Below are 20,762 nucleotides of genomic sequence, written 5' to 3' on the forward strand. Positions count from 1 at the left end.
AAGCAGGCGACGGAGGAGGAGTAAAGCCGCCGACAAACGCGCCGCCCTCCAAAGCGAAACTAAACTGATATTCTACCGGAGGCAGAGTGCTGCCTTCACCGCCAAATGCGCGGATTGCGCTAATCACGGTATGTGCGACTTGGTTGTGTATATTGCGATTAGTAATACCAAGGCGAATATAACGCGCGGTTATGGGAGCATCAAAACTCAAAATAACTGCAGAAGCAGAAGCCTGATTATTTACTTGCCACGGAACAACATTATTCGACACGTCAATACTCGAAGTATGCGGTTGAGCCAAGCCCTGAGTTCTCGAAGGAGTTCTTTCTGTCCAACCTGTCATAGCAAAGTCCGCGTTAATGTCTGTTTGTGAAACATTTGCAGGAAAGGTGTTCGGAATTCTTTGACCGTTGGGAAATGTATTACCGCTCTCTGCGTGTGTAAACATACGCACGCTATGTATATTTGACCACCCTGCTCTAAAACCACGGTCAATCTCAATTGAAGAAACTGTTTGCACACTGCCCAAATCTATATCTACAAACGCCTCGCCTACCCCGGTGCTGCCACTGCCGCCGCCGTAGTTTGAGTGCCATATATTTCGCCAATTACCGTCCGTTAAATGATTTGCTCTAAATATATCGTCGCCTTGTGTTGACCACGTGTTTACACGAGTGCGGGTAATGTTAAGCCGATTGCGGGCGGGCTCCGTAATGCCGCCGGGAATTGCAACCACGTTAAAGTCCCTCCAAACAGGCGCCGCCTGAAAAAGCGCAACGCTTCCCGCAGGAACTCTTAAGGTAATGTTTTGACGATTTGCAACTTGAAAAAACACGCTGTCGTTAATCGGTTGCGGAATTGCCGCAAAATTTGTTATTTCTCTGAGAGCGTGATTACGTATAAAAGCAAAGCGACCTATTTGTGTAGCCGTGCTTGGAATACTTACCGTCTCCAATTCAAAACATCCCGCAAATGTAGCGTCAAGCACGCGAGTTTGACCAACGGGAATATATCCGTGCTTTAATGTCTCATCGCCCGTAAAATGCACATACCCAAGACGATGCGCCATAGACCTGATTATAGAGGCGGCACAAGTCATACAAAATGTTGGCGTTCTGTTGTCTGAACCACGCATAACACACGGATGGGATTGACCGTCGGCAAGAGCAGGATCTCCCGATCCCGGAGCAGGTATTCTCCAATTCAAAATCTCGGCTCCGGTGGCGGGGTTAGTGGAGGGCTCCATTGCAAAAATACCGCCTCTTACAATAACATCTTTGCTTCTGTTTGAAATCCCATTCCAAACTCGCCACCTATTGGTGCTCGAATTGCTATTTCTACTCGCATTAAAGCTCTCACGAAATGGGACAGGATGAGGATTTCGCTCGTCAAGCAGTCCTACCAAACTATGTCCTATTTCGTGTATCATAACCGACAGAGCGTTGTAAGCAGTATGAAAATTAAGCGACCGACCCACAGATAAAATTTGCCCATAACCGGGAACAGTTATCGCTCCAAAACCTGCCGTCATTCCGAATAAGTACATCATAACTTGGTCGGTAGCCGGCGCGTGTTGATTAAGTACTTCCGTTACTCTCTCGGGATGAGGAGGTTGCCAGTTTGCCGCGCCTGCCGTCAGGTATCCGAAAAAACCTGTACTGTTATTTGCGGAAACTGTCTGTACCGCGTGTATTGTAATACGGTCTCTGAAAACGCTGAACGGATAGTGATTTAGAAGATAGTCGCTTGTTTCTTGCGCCATATTTAAAAAATTTGTCTGTCCGGCGCCCGCCGTAAATCCGTCGCCCATAATTACGAATACAAAGTTCTCCGTATCGGGACGACCTCCGCCACGGTGTAATGTAGAAAACGTATGCGTGCCTACTGCCTGCGCATACAAAGATATTGCAAAAACTGCCAAAAGCAGAATTGCTTTTACAGATAAAGACGAGCAAATTCGTCTTATGTGTGTGTGTGTGTGTATTTTATAGATATTCATAATAGTCCTCCTTAAATTTAAGCGGTGCACGCTTTCCGCTTATAAATATAATACAAAATTCGCGTTTTCGCTTGGTTTTGTTAAGCGAGTAAGTCATAAATTACTTAAGCGAGGCGCATATTGTCCCTTTATTTGTCCCTATCTGCTCCAAAACTTTATATATGCGCCATTATGCGCCATTATGGGACATTATGGGACATTATGGGACATTATGGGACATTAACGTATAGGTTGCGCCTTTTTTTGTTCCGGTCTGCTCTAAAACTTTTATTTCTACTAAATTATGTAAATCTCTTGTTGCTGTTCGCTTTATGGCTCCTGTCAATTCTTGACAAATTGCGTTAGTAATACTTCCGTTTTCCCTGACATAATCGAGAATTTTTTGTTGTCGAGGTAAAAGATTTGTTGTAATTGCAGGCGCGTCAATACCTTTATCTGCAAGCCGCAAAGGATTACGGTTAATCGACACCTCTAATCCGCACTCTCTTTCTTTGAATGCGGGCTCGTCTAATCCGTTGTTTACGCATTCTTCTACAATTATGTTTGTTCCTCTTCCCCAAGATTCAATATGTCCGGCTCTAAAAAAAATGTCGGCAATGAGTGGATTTCGTTTGTGAGAATCGTGGTCTTTTTTCAGGTCTTCAATTTGTATTTCGTTGAGTTCTCCACTATTCCAGACAGAAATGCGAGATTCGAAAATTCTAACGGAGATAGACGAATGCCTTGTATAATCTCTGTGAACAATGGCGTTCAAAATAATTTCTCGCAATGCTCTTTCCGGTATTTCCAACGTTTCGACTCGAAGTACGCCGTCATAACTAACCGGAGCCCACAAATACTTTCCTTTCAGCAAATCCATTGCTTGTTCAAACACCTTGAATGCATTACCTTTTATAAGGTCGTGAATGATAACATCGGTAGAATCGCTCCCTCTAAAACGTCCCATCTTAATAGTAGCGGAAATGAAAAAGCGATTCGGCTCCTTTCCGAACAAAAGAACGGCAGCTCTTGTCAATAATCCGTCGCAGTTAATTAAATTCAGATTTCTAAATAATTTTTCAATGTTTTTACTATCTACTTTTTCAGGCAAACGACCTTTAGCAATAGCCAAATCGACAAAGCGCTCTACTGTCTCCGAATCAATGTCGTCTATTGTAGCACTGCTAATTGCAGTTTCGTCCCAACACAAGTTGTTTATAACCAATAACAGTCGTTGCAATTCTGCACCTTTTAATTCTTGTGTGGTGCTTCCGACTCTATGGTAAAATACTCCGTTATACGAATGAAGCGGTTTTTGCGGAACAGTGATTTTTATTATCTCTTTTCCTTGGTATTGTTCCGGTTCAACGCTTGTGGTCAGCAACAACGTGCTCAGTATTTTATTGGGTAAACTTTCCAACAGATATTTGATTCTTTCTAATTTAACGGCGTTGCCGTTGTCGTCCACACCGACATAAAACACTCCACCGTCTGTATTTGAAAAAGCACAAATTGTTTTCAGGTACTCGTCTTGCCAAGATTCTTTAAGTTCTACAGTTTGAGTTTCTCGCAAAAGCGCGGCATTCTTTTTCATTGCTCACTCTTTTTTTATTAGATAGGCGGGTATTTCTACCCGCCTATTCTTTATTTTTCCGCTTTTGCGGGTTCTTTTTTACTCTCTCTGTCCACAAACTCGATTATTGCCATTTCGGCGTTGTCGCTTCTGCGGGGACCTACTTTGAGAACTCTTGTGTAGCCGCCGCTTCTGTCGTTATACTGGACGGCGAGGTCGTTTACGAGTTTCATTACAATATCTTTGTCCTTTATTGAACGCGATATTAAACGAATTCCGTGCAAATCGCCTCTTTTGCCGTAAGTAATCAAGCGCTCAACCACACCTCTCAACTCCATTGCTTTGGGCCAAGTAGTTGTAATTCTTTCGTGCTCAACGAGCGACAAAGCCATATTGGTAAACATTGCTTTACGGTGGCTTGCCGTTCTGTTAAGTTTTCTTCCCGATTTCAAGTGTCGCATTTTTTCTTCCTTTTCTTATTCGTTGCCCATAATCTTATCAACGTCCATTCCGAACGTCAACGCGTGATTAGCAAGCACTTTGTTTACTTCTATAAGCGATTTCCGTCCGAAATTCTTGAATTTCAGCACTTCCGCTTCTTGGTATCTCACAAGATCGGCAAGGTTCTGAATATTCGCGCCCTTCATAGAGTTTTGCGCACGAACAGAAAGTTCAAAATCGTCTATTCTCTGACGAAGCAACTGACGAAGACGTGCGGTTTTATCGTCGATAATATCCTCTTCAAGCGACTCAAACTGCGCTTTTACGTTGATAATCTGGTCGAGGTGGTCAAAAAGAATTTTCGCCGCGTAGCTCAACGCCTCTTCAGGCGAAAGCGAGCCGTCCGTCCAAATATCAAATACAAGTTTGTCGAGTTCCGCTCTCGAAGCAACGCGAGTATGCTCTACCGAATAATTAACTTTTTTTACCGGTGAAAAAATCGAATCCACAGGGATAACGCCTATGTCCGCATTTTCGGGCTTGTTAAATTCCGACGAACGATAACCTGTGCCGTCGCCTACGTAAAGCGTAATTTTCGATTCCGCTTCTTCGTTAATCGTCGCGATTTCCAAATCGGGGTTTAATATAACCACGTTTGGGTTCGAGTCGATGTCCGACGCTTTTACCACGCCTTTACCTTTAAGGTTAAGCGTAAGAATCTGCGGCTCGTCGGGAATCAATTTTACTCTCAACTTTTTAAGGTTAAGAACGATGTCCGTAACGTCTTCGCTCACGCCTTTCAGAGATGTGTACTCGTGCAACGCGCCGTCGATTTTAACTGCGGTTACAGCCGCTCCCTGCAAAGACGACAACATTACTCTGCGCAAACTATTGCCGAGCGTATCGCCCCAGCCGCGCTCAAGCGGCGCCACTATTATTCTGCTGTAGTTAGGCACATTGTCGGGATTTTCGACCTGAACGCCCTTGGGCATCAAAAGTGCTTTCCATTTCATTACTATGTTCTCCCTATTTTACGTTTCAACTTATACACGGCGTTTTTTCGGAGGACGGCAACCGTTGTGCGGAACTGCCGTAAAATCCTTAATCGCCGATACTTTAAGCCCGGCGGCAGCGACCGCGCGAACTGCGCCTTCGCGACCGTTTCCTGCACCGCAAATATGCACTTCCACTTTGCGCATTCCTGCGTCAAAAGCGGTTTTTGCTACTGCTTCCGCTGTCTGTTGCGCTGCAAACGGAGTGCTTTTTCTTGAGCCCTTATAACCGTTTTTTCCCGGAGTTCCCCAGCAAATAACGTCGCCGTTTATGTTAGTAATGTTCACAATGGTATTGTTGAACGTCGAACGAACGTGAACGATACCATCTAACGGCGCTTTAATCTTTTTGGTTGCGTTAGCCGCATTTTTTTTCATACTAACTCCTTATTTCTTCTTGTTCGGAACTGTTTTCTTCTTGCCTTTACGAGTCCGAGCATTGGTTTTTGTTTTCTGTCCGCGGCAGGGAAGACCTTTTTTATGTCTTTCTCCGCGATAACAGCCAATGTCCATCAGGCGCTTAACATTCATACGCACCTGTGTTCTGAGGTTGCCCTCAATTACATACTCTTCATCAATAACCGCACGAATTTTATCGAGGTCTGCCTCAGACACATCTTTAATCCGAACACTCCTGTCGACACCGGTCTTATCCAAAATTTTCTGCGCGGAGGGACGACCAATTCCCAAAATATAAGTCAATGCTATTTCCGCGCGTTTGTTATCAGGTATATCTACACCAGCTACACGAGCCATCAACAAACTCCTTTTTTATTTTTCACTCAATTATCCCTGACGCTGCTTATGGCGTTGGTCCTTACTACAAATGATTCGAACAATTCCTTTTCTCCTCACGACCTTACACCCTGCACAAATCTTCTTTACTGACGCTTGTACTTTCAAGGTATGCTCCTTTTCTATTTTTTACCAAATTTTTTTCTAGCGCCGCCGCTGTTCCCACCGGGATTAGGATTATTAGGATTCTCTTCCTTTTCCCGATAAACAATCCTTCCTCTCGACAAATCGTAAGGGGAAAGTTCCACAAGTACCTTGTCGCCCGGAATGATTTTCACGTAGTGCATTCTCATTTTTCCCGAAATGTGAGCGTCCAAAATGTGCCCGTTATTTTCGAGTTGCACTTTGAAAACCGCATTGGGCAACGCCTCCAACACTTTTCCCTTAACCTGTATCAAGTCCTGCTTTGCCATATATTAGCTTATTCTTCCTCTAAGATGACCTTTTTTCATAAAGCCGCTGTAATTGTGGCTCTGCAATTTTGCCTCGATACGCTGTAATGTATCGAGCGCAACGCCGACCACAATCAAAACGCTTGTACCCCCGAAGAAGAAACCAACGTTAAGGCGCGCCATCATCACGAACGGAGCGACTGATATAAACGCCAAGAATATCGCACCCGGAAGGGTTATGCAGTTAAGCACTTTTTCGATATAATCGGCTGTTTCTTTACCCGGACGAACGCCCGGAATAAATCCGCCCGACTTTTTCAAATTCTCGGAAATATCCGTAGGATTGAAAATAATAGCCGTGTAGAAATACGTAAAGAATATAATCAGAAGCGCAAACACTGCGGCGTAAGTAAATCCGCCCGGTATAAACGCCCGCTCTATGCTTCTTGCCATTTCGCTGTCCTGCATTATCCCCGTCAAAATCGATGGGAGCATCATAAGCGACGAAGCAAAAATTATCGGAATAACGCCCGCGCTGTTTATTTTCAACGGCAAAACAGTATTCTGCCCCTGAACAGCTCTTGCGCCAATCGTCTTTTTCGGCGTTTGTATAGGAATTTTGCGCACCGCTTGATAAATGGCGACGATAAACGCTGTCATTCCGAGAACAACCGCAAGTATCAACGCCGCGTCAAATGGTGTGCGAGAACCGCCCGCAATGAAATGGTACTCATTGATAAGCGCTCCCGGAAGTTCCGCAACGATACCGAAAAGTATCAGAAGCGATATTCCGTTTCCTATTCCTTTGGCGGTAATCTGCTCGCCGAGCCACATCACAAGGATACAACCCGTCGTCAAACTTATTACGGTAATAACCATAAACTGCCAGGGAGCCAAGAAACCGAGCACAACGCCGCCCGCGTCGGTTTGAATGCTGCGTAAAAAAATCGCAACGCTAACTGCTTGGAATGCCGCGAGCACCAAAGTGCTGTAGCGGGTCAGCTGCGTGATTTTTTTGCGTCCTTCCTGTCCTTCTTTCTGAAGTTTGTGCAACGACGGAACAACGCTTCCCAACATTTGTATTATGATGGACGCACTGATGTAGGGCATCACACCAAGTGAAAATACGGACGCTCTCGTGAATGCACCACCTGTAAACATATCAAGCATACCGAACAAGTTGTTAGGCGACCCGAAAAACTCCTTCAAGAGAAGCGGATTAACACCCGGCGTTGGAATTTGCGCTCCCAAACGAAACACAACTATGATGAAAAGCGTAAAGATAAATCTTTTACGAATTTCCGGCACTTTGAACATATTTCTAAGTGTTTCAAGCACGGGCAGTTTCCTCCGTTTTCACCTTTTTTACTATCAATTCTACTTTTCCTTTTGCTTTCGCAATTTTCTCTTCCGCGGCTTTAGAAATAGCGTCCGCCTTAATCGTTACCGATTTTTTGATGTCGCCGTTTCCAAGCACCTTTACCATATCTTTTTCGTTGTAAACTTTTCCTGCCGCAAACAAATACTTAACGTCAACGATGTCGCCGTCTTTGGCTATTTCGTTAATGTCCGAAACGTTTACAACCTGATAAACTTTCTTAAAGATGTTTGTAAAGCCGCGTTTTGGCAAGCGACGGATAAGAGGAAGCTGACCGCCTTCAAAGTAATCCTTTTCGGAATAACCGCTTCTCGCTTTTGCGCCGTTGTTTCCGCGACCCGAGGTGCAACCCCAGCCGCTTCCGCTTCCGCGACCGACTCGGTGTTTTTTTCCCGTTGCGCCGCGATTGGGCTTCAATTCATTCATTTTCAACATATTTTATCCCTTCACCTCTTCAACTTTTACAAGATGAACTACCTTTTTCACCATTCCGCGAATTTCGGGCTTGTCGTCGTGAATGACGCTACCGTTAAGACGCTTAATTCCCAAGGTCTTGATAGTACGCTTCTGCGACTCTTCTCTGCCGATTGCCGAGCGAACTTGTGTAATTTTCAATTTTGCCATTATCAACACCCCTTACTTCGACCGAACTTGTTTAATATCTTCAATCGTACGCAACGCTTTGAGACCTTCCAAAGTCGCTTTTGCGGAATTGTGAGCGTTTCTGGAGCCTATACATTTCGTAAGAATATCCTTAACGCCTGCAAGTTCCAAAACAATTCTTGCCGCTCCGCCCGCGATAACTCCCGCTCCGGGCGCCGCAGGTTTCATAAACATCTGACCCGCGCCGAATTTCCCGATTACTTCGTGAGGGATAGTTCCGTTCACGAGTTTTACCTTGAAAAGGTTTTTCTTCGCGTTTTCTTTAGCTTTGCGAATTGCTTCTTGTTGCTCGTTCGCTTTTCCTACGCCAAGACCGATAGTTCCGTTTTCATCGCCGATTGCTACAAGCGCGCTCAATGAAAATCTGCGACCGCCCTTTACAACTTTGGCAACGCGATTAACAACAACCAAGCTGTCTTTGAGTTCGCCGTCTTCCGCGTTTTTCATATTTTCGTTAGACAAATTTATCTCCTTAGATTAAAATTCGAGTCCGCCCTCGCGTGCGGCGTCTGCGAAACTGTTAATTCTTGCACCTTTGTAAAGATAGCCGTTTCTGTCGAAAACAACCGCCTTAATTCCCTTTGCCAACGCCTTAGAAGCCAAATTTTTTCCAACTTCTATGGAAATCTCGACTTTCTTTTTTCCTTTAGCTACAAAACCTTTTTCATAACTGCTCGCAGCGCATAAGGTCGTTCCTGTCGCATCGTCTATGATTTGCGCAAAGAAATTGGTATTGCTTCTGAAAACGCTCAAACGAGGTCTTGCGGCAGTTCCCGATACTTTCTTTCTTACGTGAAACGCTCTTCTGTTGCGAATTTCTATTCTACTTGCTTTAGGCATCTCTTTTTACCCCTTACTTTTTACCGCTTTTTTTGCCTTCTTTACGAACGATAACCTCGTTATCGTAGCGTATTCCCTTACCTTTGTAAGGTTCCGGCTTGCGAATACTTCTTATTTCCGCAGCGACCTGTCCGACGATTTGCTTGTCGATGCCGCTGATGGTTACTTTGTTCTGCCCTTCTATACCGAAAGTTATGCCTTTGGGCGCAATATAACGAACCGCGTGCGAATATCCCGCGCTTATCGTCATTTTGTCCGTTCCGTCAACGGCAAATCTAAATCCTGTCCCCTCGATAATAAGACCTTTTGTGTATCCCGCGGATACGCCTACAATCATATTATTTATAAGAACTCTCAAAAGACCCCATTTAGCCCAATGTTCTTCGCCTTCGTTTTCGGGTTTAACAATAACGTTTTTACCCTCTACCGCTACCGAATATCCTTCAAACATTTCCCTTGTCAAAGTTCCTTTGGGACCTTTAACGGTAATGGTATTGCCGTTCAAAGTAATTTCTACTTTTTCTGGAATTTCTACAGGTTTTTTTCCTACTCTTGACACTTTTTTCTCCTTCTTAGAAATTACCAAACTTTACCAATTAACTCACCGCCAACGCCTTGTTTTCGGCACTGGAAATCAGTCATTATACCGTGGGAAGTGGAAACAATACAAGTTCCCATACCGTTCAACACCTTCGGGACTTCCGTCGCCGGAGCATAAACGCGGCGGCTCGGCTTGCTGATACGCTGAATATCCTGTATCGCCGAATCTTTGCCGTCGTATTTCAAGATGACTTTAATCTCACCTTGCAATCCGTCGTCAACAAAAGCGTATTTTGTTATGTACCCGTTCTCAAACAAGAGTTTGATTATGCTCTTCTTTATATTCGACGCAGGTATCGAAACTATTTTCTTTTTAGCCCGAACGCTGTTGCGAATTATCGTAAACATATCCGCAATCGGATCAGTAATCATAATTGCTCTCCTTACTTTCTCTTACCAACTTGACTTTACTACGCCGGGCAACATTCCCTGACTCGCCAAATCCCTAAAACAAATACGACAAATACCGAACTGTCTTATGAAGCCGCGAGGACGACCGCATTTGCTGCATCTATTATACTTACGAACACCGAATTTCGGCGTTAATTTTTGCTTCTCAACCATTGATTTTTTTGCCATGGTCTCTCCTCTTACTTCCTAAACGGCATTCCGAATTTTTCCAACAACGCTCTTGCGGAATCGTTATCTCCTGCATTCGTGCATATTGATATTTGAAGTCCCAAAATATTTGCAATTTTGTCTCTGTCAACTTCCATAAATACAATATTCTCCTGAATACCGAAACTGTAATTCCCTCTACCATCAAACGCCTTGCGTGGAATTCCTCTGAAGTCTTTCACTCTGGGAAGAGTAACGGAAATCAATCTTTCCAAGAATTCATACATCCGCTTTCCGCGAAGCGTAACCATACATCCGATAGGCAAACCTTCTCTGAGTTTGAAGTTCGATATTGCCTTTTTCGCCTTTGTTATGACCGGTTTTTGTCCTGTAATTACAGAAAGCGTGTAAACCGCGTCTTCGATATAGCGCTTATTGCCTACCGCCTCGCCAACGCCCATATTGAGAACAACTTTCTCAATTTTGGGAATTGACATAACGTTTTCGAGCTTCAATTCCTCTTTGAGCGCGGGAAGCATCTTCTCCAAATACTTCTTCTGAAGCGCGGGCATAGTTGCTGTTGTTTTAGTACTCAATCTAACTGCTCCTTGGATTTCTTTGATACTCTCACCTTTTTACCGTCCGCCAAAACTGAAACTCCAATTCGCGTCGGTTTATTCACCTTCTTATCTACAATCATAACGTTAGAGATATGAATGTAAGCCTCTTTTTCAACAATTCCCGCTTGGACATTACGACGAGCGTCCGCCTTGTTGTGGCGTTTAATAATTTTTACGCCTTCCACAAGAATTTTACCGTCTTTGGGCTTAACAGCAAGCACTTTGCCTTGTTTACCCTTGTCGTCTCCGGAAATTACCATAACCAAATCATCTTTTCTGACTCTATACGACATATTTTTCTCCTTAAAGCACTTCCGGTGCGAGTGATACGATACGCATATAGCCTTTTTCACGAAGCTCGCGCGCCACAGGTCCGAAAATTCTGGAGCCTCTCGGTTCGCCCGCTTCGTTTACTATCACCGCCGCATTGTCGCTGAATCTGATAAAAGAGCCGTCCTTACGTCCGTATTCTTTTGCCGTGCGAACAATAATCGCTTTTTGCACCGACCCCTTTTTAACGTTAGAGCCGGGGACTGCCTCCTGAACCGCCACGACTATAATGTCGCCCAAAGAAGCAAACTGCCTGTGCGAACCGCCGAGTACTTTAATGCACTTTACGATTTTTGCGCCGGAGTTGTCCGCTACTTTGAGTTTTGTTTCCATCTGTATCATTTATACATACTCCTCGGTTTACTTCGCTTTTTCAACGATTTCAACAAGCCGCCATCTCTTTGTTTTAGAAAGAGGACGCGTTTCCATTATACGAACTGTATCCCCGATATTCGCTTCGTTTGTTTCGTCGTGCGCTCTGTATTTTTTGCTCAAACGAATCATCTTGTCATATTTGGGATGCAACACCTGACGTTGAACCGACACCGTTATTGTCTTATCGCCCTTATCGCTTACGACAATGCCTGTTCTCGCCTTTCTATTGTTTCTGTCTTCTGCTGCTACTACCATAATTACGCAACGCCTTTCTCTGTCAGAATTGTTTTAGCCCGAGCAATATCTCTGCGGGTGGTTCTTAATTTCGACGGATTTTCCAATTGTCCCGAGACCTTTTGGAAGCGAAGTTTAAGATAAAGCGCCTCAAGCTCGTCGATTTTGTTAGCCAATGCCGCTTTGTCCAATTCTCTAAGTTCTTTAGATTTCATAATCCGACCTTACCTTTCTGCCAACTCGTGGACAATGTATCTTGCCTTAATAGGAAGTTTGTTCATTGCCAAACGTATCGCCGCTTCTTGCGCAACTTTGTCGGGAGCGCCCGCCATTTCAAAAAGAATGGTGCCCGGACGAACTACCGCCGCCCAGAATTCGGGGCTTCCTTTACCTTTACCCATACGGGTTTCGGCAGGTTTCTTCGTAATCGCCTTGTTCGGGAAAATACGTATCCAAACCTTCGCGCCTCTCTTAATTTTACGAGTCATTGCAACCCGAGCCGCCTCAATTTGGCGGGCGGATATACGACCCGGTTCAAGCGCTTGAATTCCGCAATCGCCGAAAGCCAATTCCGCGCCTCTGCACGCCTTGCCTTTCATTCTGCCTTTTTGCGGTTTTCTCCACTTAATTTTCTTTGGGGAAAGCATTTATCTTTTTCCTTTCAATTTATTTCGCTTCTTCAAGTGAACGTTCATCTTTCAAAGACAATTTTTCGCCCTTGCAAATCCACACTTTTACGCCGATACAACCGTAAGTCGTATGAGCCGTGGAAGTTGCATAATCGATGTCCGCTCTGAGAGTGTGCAAAGGTGTACGACCTTCTTTAAACTCTTCTTTTCTCGCGATTTCCGCACCGTTAAGACGACCGCCGACCTTGACTTTTATGCCTTCCGTATCCATACGCATCGCTGTCTGAATTGCCTTTTTAACCGCTCTCTTGTATGCGACTCTGCCCTCGATTTGAGTGGCGATATTGTCTGCGACAAGCTGCGCGTCAACTTCGGGTTTTTTCACTTCTTTTACGGAAACTTCAATGTCTTTTTTGGTAAGATACTTAAGTTCGTTCTTTACCTTTTCGACTTCTTCGCCTTTTTTTCCGATAACAACGCCGGGTCTTGACGCGTTAAGTTCAACAAGAACTTTGTTCGCTTTTCTTGCGATATAAACCGAAGAAAGTCCCGCTTTTTTAAGACGCTCTCTCAGATATTTGCGAATTGTCAAATCCTCTTTCACGTATTCCGCAACGTCTCTGTCGCTATACCAGTTGGAAAAACTTCTTCTGGTAATTCCAAGTCTTAAACCTATAGGATTAACTTTTTGTCCCAATTTTTCCTCCTGCTTACTTAGCGGCGTCGCTTGACACGGTTACGGTTATATGACACATACGTTTAAGAATTCTTCCCGCGCGACCTTGCGCTTTGGGCTGAAATCTTTTGAGCGTTGTTCCTTCATCTACAAAAATCGTCTTTACAACAATGTCCTTCAAATCAATATTGATGTCGGAGTTTTTGTTTTCAAGATTAGCTACCGCCGACCTTATGAGTTTTTCAACGTCGCGAGCAATATGCTTGCTAATTGAATACTGCAAAAGAGCCAAAGCGTCGCCGACTTTTTTTCCTCTTACCTCGTTTACGACAAGACGCGCCTTACGGGCAGACGAGCGAAGATGTTTCACTTTTGCGCTTGCCTGCGGAATGCTTTTTACTTCTTTTTTTTCTGCTACCATAATCTTTCGCCTCTTACTTCGATGACGCTTTTTTGTCTCCCGCGTGTCCTCTAAAGATACGCGTCGGAGCAAATTCGCCGAGTTTATGTCCTACCATATTTTCCGATACATAAACCGGAACAAATTTATTTCCGTTATGAACAGAAAAATTATGACCAACAAAATCCGGAATGATTATCGAGCGGCGAGACCACGTCTTAACCACGGTTTTCTTCCCGGCAGTATTCAAATCCTCGACCTTCTTATAGAGATGTTTATCTACAAAAGGTCCTTTTTTAATAGAACGAGCCATAAATTAATTCACCTCTATTTCTTTCTTCTGCTGACTATATATTTATCGGATTCGGACTTGCCCTTGCGCGTCTTAAGACCTTTAGCCTTCTGACCCCAAGGCGAACGCGGTTGTCCACCCGACGCTTTACCTTCACCACCGCCCATCGGGTGATCCACGGGGTTCATCGACACGCCTCTGTTGTGCGGACGACGACCTTTGTGGCGCATTCTACCCGCCGAGCCGATTACTACATTCTGATGCTCAATGTTGCTCATTTGTCCGATGGTTGCAAAAACGCCTTCGGGGAATTTTCTGATTTCCGAAGAGGGTAATTTCACCTGAACATACTTGCCGTCTTTAGCAATAATTTTTGCAAAAGAGCCTGCGCTTTTTGCTATCTGACCACCCTTGCCGATTTTCATTTCAAGGTTGCAAACGTCGTAGCCGAGAGGAATATTTCTGAGCAAAATACGGTTGCCTTCAGTAGGCTCCGCGTTTTCGCTTGTAATAATCTTCTGACCTACCGCCATATTTGCAGTCGCCAACACATAACGTCTTTCTCCGTCCGCATACTTAACCAACGCAATGTTAGCTGTTCTGTTCGGATCGTATTCAATCGTTTCTACCACTCCCGGAATATCGAATTTGTTCTGCTTAAAATCGACCAATCGATATTTCCTTTTATGACCGCCGCCACGAAAACGGCTTGTTGTCCGTCCCTCGTTATTTCGCCCCCCTGTGCTGCTTTTGCTGACAAGCAGAGGTTTGTACGGCTTATCGGTCGTCACCTGTTCGTTTACAAGAACACTCTTGTATCTGAGCGTAGGTGTGGTAGGTTTAAAAGTTTTAATTGCCATCTCTATTTTACCTTCCCGTACATCTGACCATTAAATTTGTATTATTAAATCTCATTGAAAAGATCCAACTCTTTACCGTTTTCAATCTTTACAATCGCTTTTTTCCAATCGGGACGTTTTCCCGAAAATCTTCCGACGCGTTTCGGTTTGCCATCGTAATTCATCGTATTTACAGACAATACCTTCACTTTTTTCGCCTTGAAAATTTCTTCCACCGCGTCTTTGATTTCGCATTTGGTCGCGTCAACCGCAACTTTGAAGGCAAATTTGCCTTGCGCCATCAATTCGCTTGTAGTTTCCGTAATCAAGGGCTCTCTGATTATTGAATGATAGATGCTCATAGTACCGTCTCTCCTATTTTGCCGATAATCGCCTCGTCCGCAAATATAATATTTGTCGCACGAACAACGTCATAAGCACAAATATCGCTTACCGCCTTAACGTCAACATCTTTGAGGTTGCGGCTCGACAAATAAACGTTTCTATCGTCGCCCGATACCACAAAAAGCGTTTTTCCGATGTAATTTTTGTTGTTGTAAACTCCGATTTTGCTCAAAAGTTCCGCAACGGTTTTCGTTTTCGGCTGCTCAAACGCAAGTCCTGTGATTACCGCGATTTTTTCCTCGGTTGCACGAGTCGAATATGCGCACAAAAGCGCTTTTCTTCTCATTTTGCGAGTAATTCCCTGCCTGTAATCTCTGGGTTGAGTTCCGTGCGCTTTTCCGCCTCTCGACCAAACGGGAGAAGTATTTGAACCTGCGCGCGCGCGACCTGTACCTTTTTGTTTCCAAGGTTTCTTACCACCGCCGCTTACTTCCGCGCGGGTTTTTGTTTTGGCAGTTCCCTGTCTTTGGTTTGCCAAATATCCGACTATCACGGAATGCAAAAGAGCATTGTTCGGCTCTACTCCGAAAATGCTTTCAGGCAAATCAATAGAGCCTTTAGCCGTTCCGTTTGCCGCATAAAGTTTTGCTTTCATTATTCTTTGCCCCTTATGCCTTCACCAAATTTTTTTTGACAAACACAAGTCCGTTCGTTTTTCCCGGGATTGCACCCTTAACGAAAAGAACTCCCTTTTCTTCATCGATACCGACCAATTCACAACCGCGAATTGTCTTTTGCGCGTCGCCGTAATGCCCTGCCATTTTAAGTCCGGGGAATACTCTCGCAGGATAAGTTCCCGCTCCGAGCGATCCGCGCTCTCTGTAGCAAGTATTACCGTGCGTATGTCTTCCCAAATGGAATTTATAGCGTTTAACCGTTCCCGCAAATCCGCGACCTTTTGTTGTACCTGTAATATCAACAAAACGAACACCTTTGAAGTTTTCCACCCCGAGTTCCTGTCCCGATTCCACTTTTTCGCCTGCTTCAATCACAAATTCTTTGATGTGGCGAACGGGCTGACTGCCGTGTTTAAGCGCGTGGCAAACTTCGGCGTTGCTTTGACTGCCTTTGTATTTGCGCGCTTCCACGACTTTGCCGCTTTTGGATTTCGGATATTCGACAGCAACGGGTTTTCCGTCTTTGCCAATCGGAGTGCCGCGTCTTTCAACGACGTCAAAACCGATTTGCGCGGCTTCGTAGCCGTCTTTTTCGAGTGTTTTCAGTTGCAACACGACATTTTTGCCGATTTGCACAACACTCACCGGTATAATCACACCCGTTTCCGCATTGGAAATTCGGGTCATACCTATTTTTCTGCCTATTAAACCAAACATTTCTTGCTCAACTTCTCTTGTTAAATCAAACTTTGATTTCGGCAACAACTCCGGCAGGCAAATCCAATTTCATTAGCGCTTCTACCGTATGAGATGTTGATTCAACAATATCAATAAGACGTTTATGAACTCTTGTTTCGAACTGCTCGCGCGACTTTTTGTTCACGTGAGGAGAACGAAGCACAGTATAAACCGTTTTCTCCACAGGCAACGGGATAGGACCGAGCACTCTCGCGCCCGCTCCCGTTGCTATTCTTGCGATTTCCTTCGCCGAGCCGTCCAAGACGGCGTGGTCGAAAGATTTCAATCTAATTCTAATTTTTTCGCTCACTGCAAATCCACCTTATTAAGCAAGGATATCAGTTACAGCGCCCGCGCCAACAGTTCTTCCGCCTTCACGAATAGCGAAGCGAAGACCTTTTTCCATAGCAATCGAGTTAATCAACTTAACGGTAAACTGAGTGTTGTCGCCGGGCATAATCATTTCTACGCCTGCGGGCAACTCGATGTCTCCCGTAACGTCTGTAGTTCTAAAGTAGAACTGAGGACGGTATCCGTTGAAGAAGGGTTTATGACGTCCGCCTTCGTCTTTGCTCAACACGTAAACTTCAGCCTTGAAGCTTGTGTGCGGCTTAATAGAACCGGGTTTTGCCAATACCATTCCACGCTCGATTTTGTCTTTGTCAACGCCGCGAAGCAACAAACCAACGTTATCGCCCGCTTCACCCGAATCAAGAAGTTTTCTGAACATTTCAACGCCTGTGCAAACAGTTTTCTGAGTGTCGGTGATACCAACAATTTCCAACTCTTCGCTGACTTTAACCGTTCCGCGCTCGATACGACCCGTAGCAACAGTTCCGCGACCTGTGATTGAGAACACGTCTTCAACAGGCATAAGGAACGGCTTGTCTTTTTCACGAGGAGGCAGAGGAATATAAGTGTCAACCGCTTCCATGAGCTTTGAGATTGACTCGGAACCTTGCTCCGAAGTAGTTCCGCTTGTCGCGTCGCCCAATGCTTTATAAGCAGAGCCGCGAATAACAGGAGCGTTATCGCCGTCAAATTCATATTTGCTGAGCAACTCGCGAACTTCCATTTCAACAAGTTCAACAAGCTCTTCGTCGTCAACAAGGTCAATTTTGTTCAAGAAAACAACAATTTTCGGAACGCCAACCTGACGAGCAAGCAAGATGTGTTCGCGAGTCTGAGGCATAGGACCGTCAGCCGCTGAAACAACAAGGATTGCACCGTCCATCTGAGCCGCGCCCGTAACCATATTCTTGATATAGTCGGCGTGTCCGGGACAGTCAACGTGCGCATAGTGGCGGTTTGCGGTTTCGTACTCAACGTGCGAAGTAGCAATAGTAATACCGCGCTCTTTTTCTTCGGGCGCGTTGTCGATTTCGTCATACTTTTTAACTTTTCCGCCGAACAATTTTGCTTGTGTTGAGCAGATAGCCGCGGTCAAAGTTGTTTTACCGTGGTCAACGTGACCGATTGTACCGACGTTTACGTGCGGTTTAGTTCTTTCAAACTTTTCTTTAGCCATAATACCAATTCCTCCTAATGGAACTATTTAATTGTTTTGTTTTTTGTTTTCCGTTTCATAATCCAAACACTGCAATATTCGCCGTACGAAAGCAAATTGACAACGTCCTTAAGCCAATTTTTACAAAAAATCAGCAAAAAATGTATAGTAAAATAACTTATGCACAAGGCGTTTGTCAAGGGGGTGTGGTGATTTTCTGATTTTTCTTTTCCTACACCGGAAATAGTCAATGATTTTCACAATTTCCCTCATTATTCAATACGATTTCAAAGCATCAGCATTCATTTCTATTGTTTTTCCGTGTTGTCTTATCACGCCAACGCCATACTTTTTCGCCTTTTCGACAACCTCTTTGTCAAAAGAAAGACCTGCAACTCCAAGATACACTTTATATTTTGCATATTCAGGAAAATATTTTCTGAATTGAGAAAGTTTTGTAGTTGCCAAATCTTCTACAAAATTCGGGTGAATACGATTTTTTACTTCGATAATAGCCACACTGTCGCCATTTACCAAAACAATATCGAATTCACAAACTTCTTTTTTTCCGGCTTTCGCATTATGCAGAATTTTATCGAATTTGATACCCGCAAAAGTTTTTGTTTCTTCAAGCGCGTGTTGAAAAAATTCTTCGGCGTAAAGCCCGTTGTTTTTGCTTACTCCGCCTATAAGCTTGTCGAGTTTTTCTAATCGCTTATCAGCTTCCGCGGCGCGTTCGTCGGCTTTGGCGGCGCGTTCGGCGGCTTTTTTTTCGTTTCTTAGTTGCAATTCTCTAAGTTCCGCAAAACCTTTTGCGTTTTCTTCCATCATTGCCATAATTTCTTCATAGCTTAAAGTCTTCTTTTTTTCCATTATTTGCACCTTTTTAAATTTTATACCACAAAAATAATATTTGCCACCACCAAACACAACCCTCATCCCAAAAAAGAGGCGAAAGTTTCCCATCGCCTCAAAAAACATAAACAATACGTTTAAATTATTGTCTTATTCTTCCCATTTTCAATACGATTTCAAAGCATCCGCATTCATTTCTATTGTTTTTCCGTGTTGTCTTATCACGCCTACGCCGAATTCTTTTGCTTTTTCAATAACCGTGTCATCAAAAGAAAAACCTGCAACTCCGAGATAAACTTTATATTTTGCGTATTCGGTAAAATATTTTCTGAATTTTGTTAATTTGGTTGTCGCCAACTCTTCCACCAAGCTTGGGTGAATGCGACTTTTGACTTCAATAATTGCCACAGAATTACCGTTTACCATAACAATATCAAACTCACAGGTTTCTTTCTTCTCGTACTTTAAATTAGGCATAAATTTCTCAAACTTAACACCTGCAAAAGTTTTGGTTTCTTCAAGCGCCTCCTTGAAAAACTGTTCTGCATAAAGTCCGTTGTTTTTACTTATTCCCCCGACAAGTTTGTCGAGTTTCTCCAACCTTTTATCCGCTTCTTCCGAACTTTTCTTTTGCAATTCTCTTAACTCCGCAAAACCTTTCATATTTTCCGCCATTGCCGCCCTGATTGCCGCCATTTCTTCTTGCCATTTTTCCATATTATAACCCCTTTTTAATCCTCTTTTACACATAATATACTTTTTGCCACACCCCACAAAAACACAAAACAAAAAAGAGCCGAAGAAACTCTTCAGCTCTGTAAAGAAATAATAAATCGATAATTGAATTTCTGCCTAAACTGTTGCTAAGCCGCCAAAGCTTGGTTTTCTCGTCGCTAAATTATCTAAATGTCGCGCAAGCAACCACATAGGAACTCCCGCTAACACAATTCCCAAAAATGGTATTAAAATACCTATCAAAAAATCGCTCATTCCTTATTCTCCTTTACTGCCAGAAAGTCGAAACAACAACCCATAACAAATAAACCAACAAACAAAACAAATCCTATCGCAAATTCAAAATCAGAAACCTCAAACCCTAATCTGCCTGCAAAAAACCAACCAACGACTACAGAAGCGCAAATAAACCTCGAAGCACGAAAGCAACTATCTGCCATTCTCTCCGAAAACCTCTTTTGAAACATTTAGCAAACCTCCATCTCTCTATGTATAACAAAATAATATATAGCCACTAACAAAAGCAAGAAAAAAATAACAGAACAAAAAAAGAGCCGAAGAAACTCCTCGGCTCTGTAATAAGTTGTAAATTCCTCAAAGATGTACTTGTTAAAAAGTTGGTATTGCTCCTGGATTTGGTACATTTCTGATTTGAACTATACCTTCTGTGGTTCCTTGAGCATTAGAATTCCAACTTGGAATTAGTCCAGCAAGAGCTTCGCTACCCTCCACAAGTCCTCGTTGGTCGTGTTCAGTGCTAACACCAGTTCCTCTAATCCACATCGTTTGACCAGCGGCACTAAAATTTTGTGACCGAGCAGCGGCGACAAAAATTGCAGGGTTACCACCAGTAGGAGGAGTACCTGTAGGAGCAACAGGAGCCACGGTTGTTACACCAAATCTGAAAAATCTTGATATAGGTGCGCCGCCGTCAAATCCAAGCGCTACCCAGTTAGGAATATCGGCATCTGCGGTTATTCCAGCAGCATTTGCTGGGTTTGCTGCTATAAAACTCTGCGCTTCCACAAAATGTGCTCTCTGCATTCTTGCAATTGCTCCCAATGTCTGCGGACCTTCCGCGGCTCTTGCTCTATCTGCCGCCGCCATCATTCTCGGCACAGCCACCGCCGCCAAAACTCCGATGATAACTATCACCACCATCAACTCTACCAAAGTAAAACCTTTTTTGTTCATAAATCCTCCTCTTTTTGGGTTGAACAATTATTTATAAAAACTCATA

General features: G+C 43.9%; 34 protein-coding genes and 2 pseudogenes. All 36 read right to left on the reverse strand.

Annotated features, from left to right (window positions below; genetic code table 11):
* The coding region (locus FWE23_09340; protein MCL2845632.1) for a leucine-rich repeat domain-containing protein at nucleotides 1-1,999 on the reverse strand (1,999 nt) is incomplete at its 3' end.
* A gap of 199 nt (nucleotides 2,000-2,198) precedes the next feature.
* Complete coding sequence (locus tag FWE23_09345; GenBank protein ID MCL2845633.1) at nucleotides 2,199-3,572, reverse strand: putative DNA binding domain-containing protein; 1,374 nt, start codon at nucleotides 3,570-3,572, stop codon at nucleotides 2,199-2,201.
* A gap of 50 nt (nucleotides 3,573-3,622) precedes the next feature.
* Complete coding sequence (rplQ, locus tag FWE23_09350; GenBank protein ID MCL2845634.1) at nucleotides 3,623-4,012, reverse strand: 50S ribosomal protein L17; 390 nt, start codon at nucleotides 4,010-4,012, stop codon at nucleotides 3,623-3,625.
* Between the two features lie 15 nt (nucleotides 4,013-4,027).
* A complete protein-coding gene (locus FWE23_09355; GenBank protein ID MCL2845635.1) occupies nucleotides 4,028-5,005 on the reverse strand; it encodes a DNA-directed RNA polymerase subunit alpha in 978 nt (325 codons plus the stop codon).
* 30 nt (nucleotides 5,006-5,035) lie between these two features.
* Entirely contained in the window at nucleotides 5,036-5,422 is a 387-nt protein-coding gene (gene rpsK / locus FWE23_09360) for a 30S ribosomal protein S11 (protein ID MCL2845636.1), read from the reverse strand.
* 9 nt (nucleotides 5,423-5,431) lie between these two features.
* Nucleotides 5,432-5,800, reverse strand: a complete 369-nt coding sequence (gene rpsM / locus FWE23_09365; GenBank protein ID MCL2845637.1) for a 30S ribosomal protein S13 — start codon at nucleotides 5,798-5,800, stop codon at nucleotides 5,432-5,434.
* A 30-nt stretch (nucleotides 5,801-5,830) separates the two neighbouring features.
* A complete protein-coding gene (gene rpmJ, locus FWE23_09370; protein MCL2845638.1) occupies nucleotides 5,831-5,947 on the reverse strand; it encodes a 50S ribosomal protein L36 in 117 nt (38 codons plus the stop codon).
* A gap of 86 nt (nucleotides 5,948-6,033) precedes the next feature.
* Nucleotides 6,034-6,252, reverse strand: a pseudogene (gene infA / locus FWE23_09375) (translation initiation factor IF-1).
* 3 nt (nucleotides 6,253-6,255) lie between these two features.
* Complete coding sequence (gene secY / locus FWE23_09380; GenBank protein MCL2845639.1) at nucleotides 6,256-7,569, reverse strand: preprotein translocase subunit SecY; 1,314 nt, start codon at nucleotides 7,567-7,569, stop codon at nucleotides 6,256-6,258.
* The gene (gene rplO, locus FWE23_09385; protein ID MCL2845640.1) at nucleotides 7,562-8,041 is read right to left on the reverse strand and encodes a 50S ribosomal protein L15; all 480 of its coding nucleotides are present in this window, start codon (nucleotides 8,039-8,041) and stop codon (nucleotides 7,562-7,564) included. The genes secY and rplO overlap by 8 nt, the downstream gene beginning before the upstream one ends.
* Nucleotides 8,042-8,047: 6 nt before the next feature.
* Complete coding sequence (gene rpmD, locus FWE23_09390; protein ID MCL2845641.1) at nucleotides 8,048-8,233, reverse strand: 50S ribosomal protein L30; 186 nt, start codon at nucleotides 8,231-8,233, stop codon at nucleotides 8,048-8,050.
* A gap of 12 nt (nucleotides 8,234-8,245) precedes the next feature.
* Nucleotides 8,246-8,719: a 30S ribosomal protein S5 gene (rpsE, locus tag FWE23_09395; GenBank protein MCL2845642.1), complete on the reverse strand. Its 474-nt coding sequence runs from the start codon at nucleotides 8,717-8,719 to the stop codon at nucleotides 8,246-8,248.
* A 30-nt stretch (nucleotides 8,720-8,749) separates the two neighbouring features.
* Nucleotides 8,750-9,112 (reverse strand): 50S ribosomal protein L18, encoded by a 363-nt coding sequence (gene rplR, locus FWE23_09400; GenBank protein ID MCL2845643.1) that lies wholly within the window; start codon nucleotides 9,110-9,112, stop codon nucleotides 8,750-8,752.
* Between the two features lie 13 nt (nucleotides 9,113-9,125).
* Nucleotides 9,126-9,671, reverse strand: a complete 546-nt coding sequence (gene rplF / locus FWE23_09405; protein MCL2845644.1) for a 50S ribosomal protein L6 — start codon at nucleotides 9,669-9,671, stop codon at nucleotides 9,126-9,128.
* Between the two features lie 20 nt (nucleotides 9,672-9,691).
* Complete coding sequence (gene rpsH / locus FWE23_09410; protein ID MCL2845645.1) at nucleotides 9,692-10,084, reverse strand: 30S ribosomal protein S8; 393 nt, start codon at nucleotides 10,082-10,084, stop codon at nucleotides 9,692-9,694.
* A 21-nt stretch (nucleotides 10,085-10,105) separates the two neighbouring features.
* Entirely contained in the window at nucleotides 10,106-10,291 is a 186-nt protein-coding gene (locus FWE23_09415) for a type Z 30S ribosomal protein S14 (GenBank protein MCL2845646.1), read from the reverse strand.
* 11 nt (nucleotides 10,292-10,302) lie between these two features.
* On the reverse strand, nucleotides 10,303-10,842 hold the full coding sequence (gene rplE, locus FWE23_09420; GenBank protein ID MCL2845647.1) for a 50S ribosomal protein L5: 540 nt from the start codon (nucleotides 10,840-10,842) through the stop codon (nucleotides 10,303-10,305).
* Between the two features lie 20 nt (nucleotides 10,843-10,862).
* A complete protein-coding gene (rplX, locus tag FWE23_09425; protein MCL2845648.1) occupies nucleotides 10,863-11,183 on the reverse strand; it encodes a 50S ribosomal protein L24 in 321 nt (106 codons plus the stop codon).
* A gap of 10 nt (nucleotides 11,184-11,193) precedes the next feature.
* On the reverse strand, nucleotides 11,194-11,562 hold the full coding sequence (gene rplN, locus FWE23_09430) for a 50S ribosomal protein L14 (protein MCL2845649.1): 369 nt from the start codon (nucleotides 11,560-11,562) through the stop codon (nucleotides 11,194-11,196).
* An 18-nt stretch (nucleotides 11,563-11,580) separates the two neighbouring features.
* Complete coding sequence (gene rpsQ / locus FWE23_09435) at nucleotides 11,581-11,850, reverse strand: 30S ribosomal protein S17 (protein ID MCL2845650.1); 270 nt, start codon at nucleotides 11,848-11,850, stop codon at nucleotides 11,581-11,583.
* 2 nt (nucleotides 11,851-11,852) lie between these two features.
* Nucleotides 11,853-12,044: a 50S ribosomal protein L29 gene (rpmC, locus tag FWE23_09440; protein MCL2845651.1), complete on the reverse strand. Its 192-nt coding sequence runs from the start codon at nucleotides 12,042-12,044 to the stop codon at nucleotides 11,853-11,855.
* A 9-nt stretch (nucleotides 12,045-12,053) separates the two neighbouring features.
* Nucleotides 12,054-12,476 (reverse strand): 50S ribosomal protein L16, encoded by a 423-nt coding sequence (gene rplP / locus FWE23_09445; protein MCL2845652.1) that lies wholly within the window; start codon nucleotides 12,474-12,476, stop codon nucleotides 12,054-12,056.
* A 19-nt stretch (nucleotides 12,477-12,495) separates the two neighbouring features.
* Nucleotides 12,496-13,155 (reverse strand): 30S ribosomal protein S3, encoded by a 660-nt coding sequence (gene rpsC / locus FWE23_09450; protein ID MCL2845653.1) that lies wholly within the window; start codon nucleotides 13,153-13,155, stop codon nucleotides 12,496-12,498.
* Nucleotides 13,156-13,168: 13 nt separating this feature from the next.
* On the reverse strand, nucleotides 13,169-13,555 hold the full coding sequence (gene rplV / locus FWE23_09455; GenBank protein ID MCL2845654.1) for a 50S ribosomal protein L22: 387 nt from the start codon (nucleotides 13,553-13,555) through the stop codon (nucleotides 13,169-13,171).
* Nucleotides 13,556-13,568: 13 nt separating this feature from the next.
* Entirely contained in the window at nucleotides 13,569-13,847 is a 279-nt protein-coding gene (rpsS, locus tag FWE23_09460; protein MCL2845655.1) for a 30S ribosomal protein S19, read from the reverse strand.
* Nucleotides 13,848-13,861: 14 nt separating this feature from the next.
* Entirely contained in the window at nucleotides 13,862-14,686 is an 825-nt protein-coding gene (rplB, locus tag FWE23_09465) for a 50S ribosomal protein L2 (protein MCL2845656.1), read from the reverse strand.
* Nucleotides 14,687-14,730: 44 nt separating this feature from the next.
* Complete coding sequence (gene rplW / locus FWE23_09470) at nucleotides 14,731-15,027, reverse strand: 50S ribosomal protein L23 (protein MCL2845657.1); 297 nt, start codon at nucleotides 15,025-15,027, stop codon at nucleotides 14,731-14,733.
* Nucleotides 15,024-15,665, reverse strand: a complete 642-nt coding sequence (gene rplD / locus FWE23_09475) for a 50S ribosomal protein L4 (protein MCL2845658.1) — start codon at nucleotides 15,663-15,665, stop codon at nucleotides 15,024-15,026. The genes rplW and rplD overlap by 4 nt, the downstream gene beginning before the upstream one ends.
* Before the next feature lie 13 nt (nucleotides 15,666-15,678).
* On the reverse strand, nucleotides 15,679-16,449 hold the full coding sequence (rplC, locus tag FWE23_09480) for a 50S ribosomal protein L3 (protein MCL2845659.1): 771 nt from the start codon (nucleotides 16,447-16,449) through the stop codon (nucleotides 15,679-15,681).
* Entirely contained in the window at nucleotides 16,430-16,735 is a 306-nt protein-coding gene (rpsJ, locus tag FWE23_09485) for a 30S ribosomal protein S10 (protein MCL2845660.1), read from the reverse strand. The genes rplC and rpsJ overlap by 20 nt, the downstream gene beginning before the upstream one ends.
* A 15-nt stretch (nucleotides 16,736-16,750) precedes the next feature.
* Entirely contained in the window at nucleotides 16,751-17,953 is a 1,203-nt protein-coding gene (tuf, locus tag FWE23_09490; protein MCL2845661.1) for an elongation factor Tu, read from the reverse strand.
* A 255-nt stretch (nucleotides 17,954-18,208) separates the two neighbouring features.
* Nucleotides 18,209-18,805: a hypothetical protein gene (locus FWE23_09495; GenBank protein ID MCL2845662.1), complete on the reverse strand. Its 597-nt coding sequence runs from the start codon at nucleotides 18,803-18,805 to the stop codon at nucleotides 18,209-18,211.
* Nucleotides 18,806-18,952: 147 nt separating this feature from the next.
* Entirely contained in the window at nucleotides 18,953-19,504 is a 552-nt protein-coding gene (locus FWE23_09500; GenBank protein ID MCL2845663.1) for a hypothetical protein, read from the reverse strand.
* Between the two features lie 135 nt (nucleotides 19,505-19,639).
* On the reverse strand, nucleotides 19,640-19,777 hold the full coding sequence (locus tag FWE23_09505) for a hypothetical protein (GenBank protein ID MCL2845664.1): 138 nt from the start codon (nucleotides 19,775-19,777) through the stop codon (nucleotides 19,640-19,642).
* Nucleotides 19,774-19,962 carry a hypothetical protein gene (locus FWE23_09510; GenBank protein ID MCL2845665.1) on the reverse strand — a complete coding sequence of 63 codons (189 nt, stop codon included), beginning with the start codon at nucleotides 19,960-19,962 and terminating at the stop codon, nucleotides 19,774-19,776. The genes FWE23_09505 and FWE23_09510 overlap by 4 nt, the downstream gene beginning before the upstream one ends.
* 673 nt (nucleotides 19,963-20,635) lie before the next feature.
* Nucleotides 20,636-20,716 (reverse strand): annotated as a pseudogene (locus FWE23_09515) (prepilin-type N-terminal cleavage/methylation domain-containing protein).
* Nucleotides 20,717-20,762 lie beyond the last annotated feature (46 nt).

It is taken from the genome of Chitinivibrionia bacterium, from assembly GCA_009779925.1.
Classification (GTDB): domain Bacteria; phylum Fibrobacterota; class Chitinivibrionia; order Chitinivibrionales; family Chitinivibrionaceae; genus WRFX01.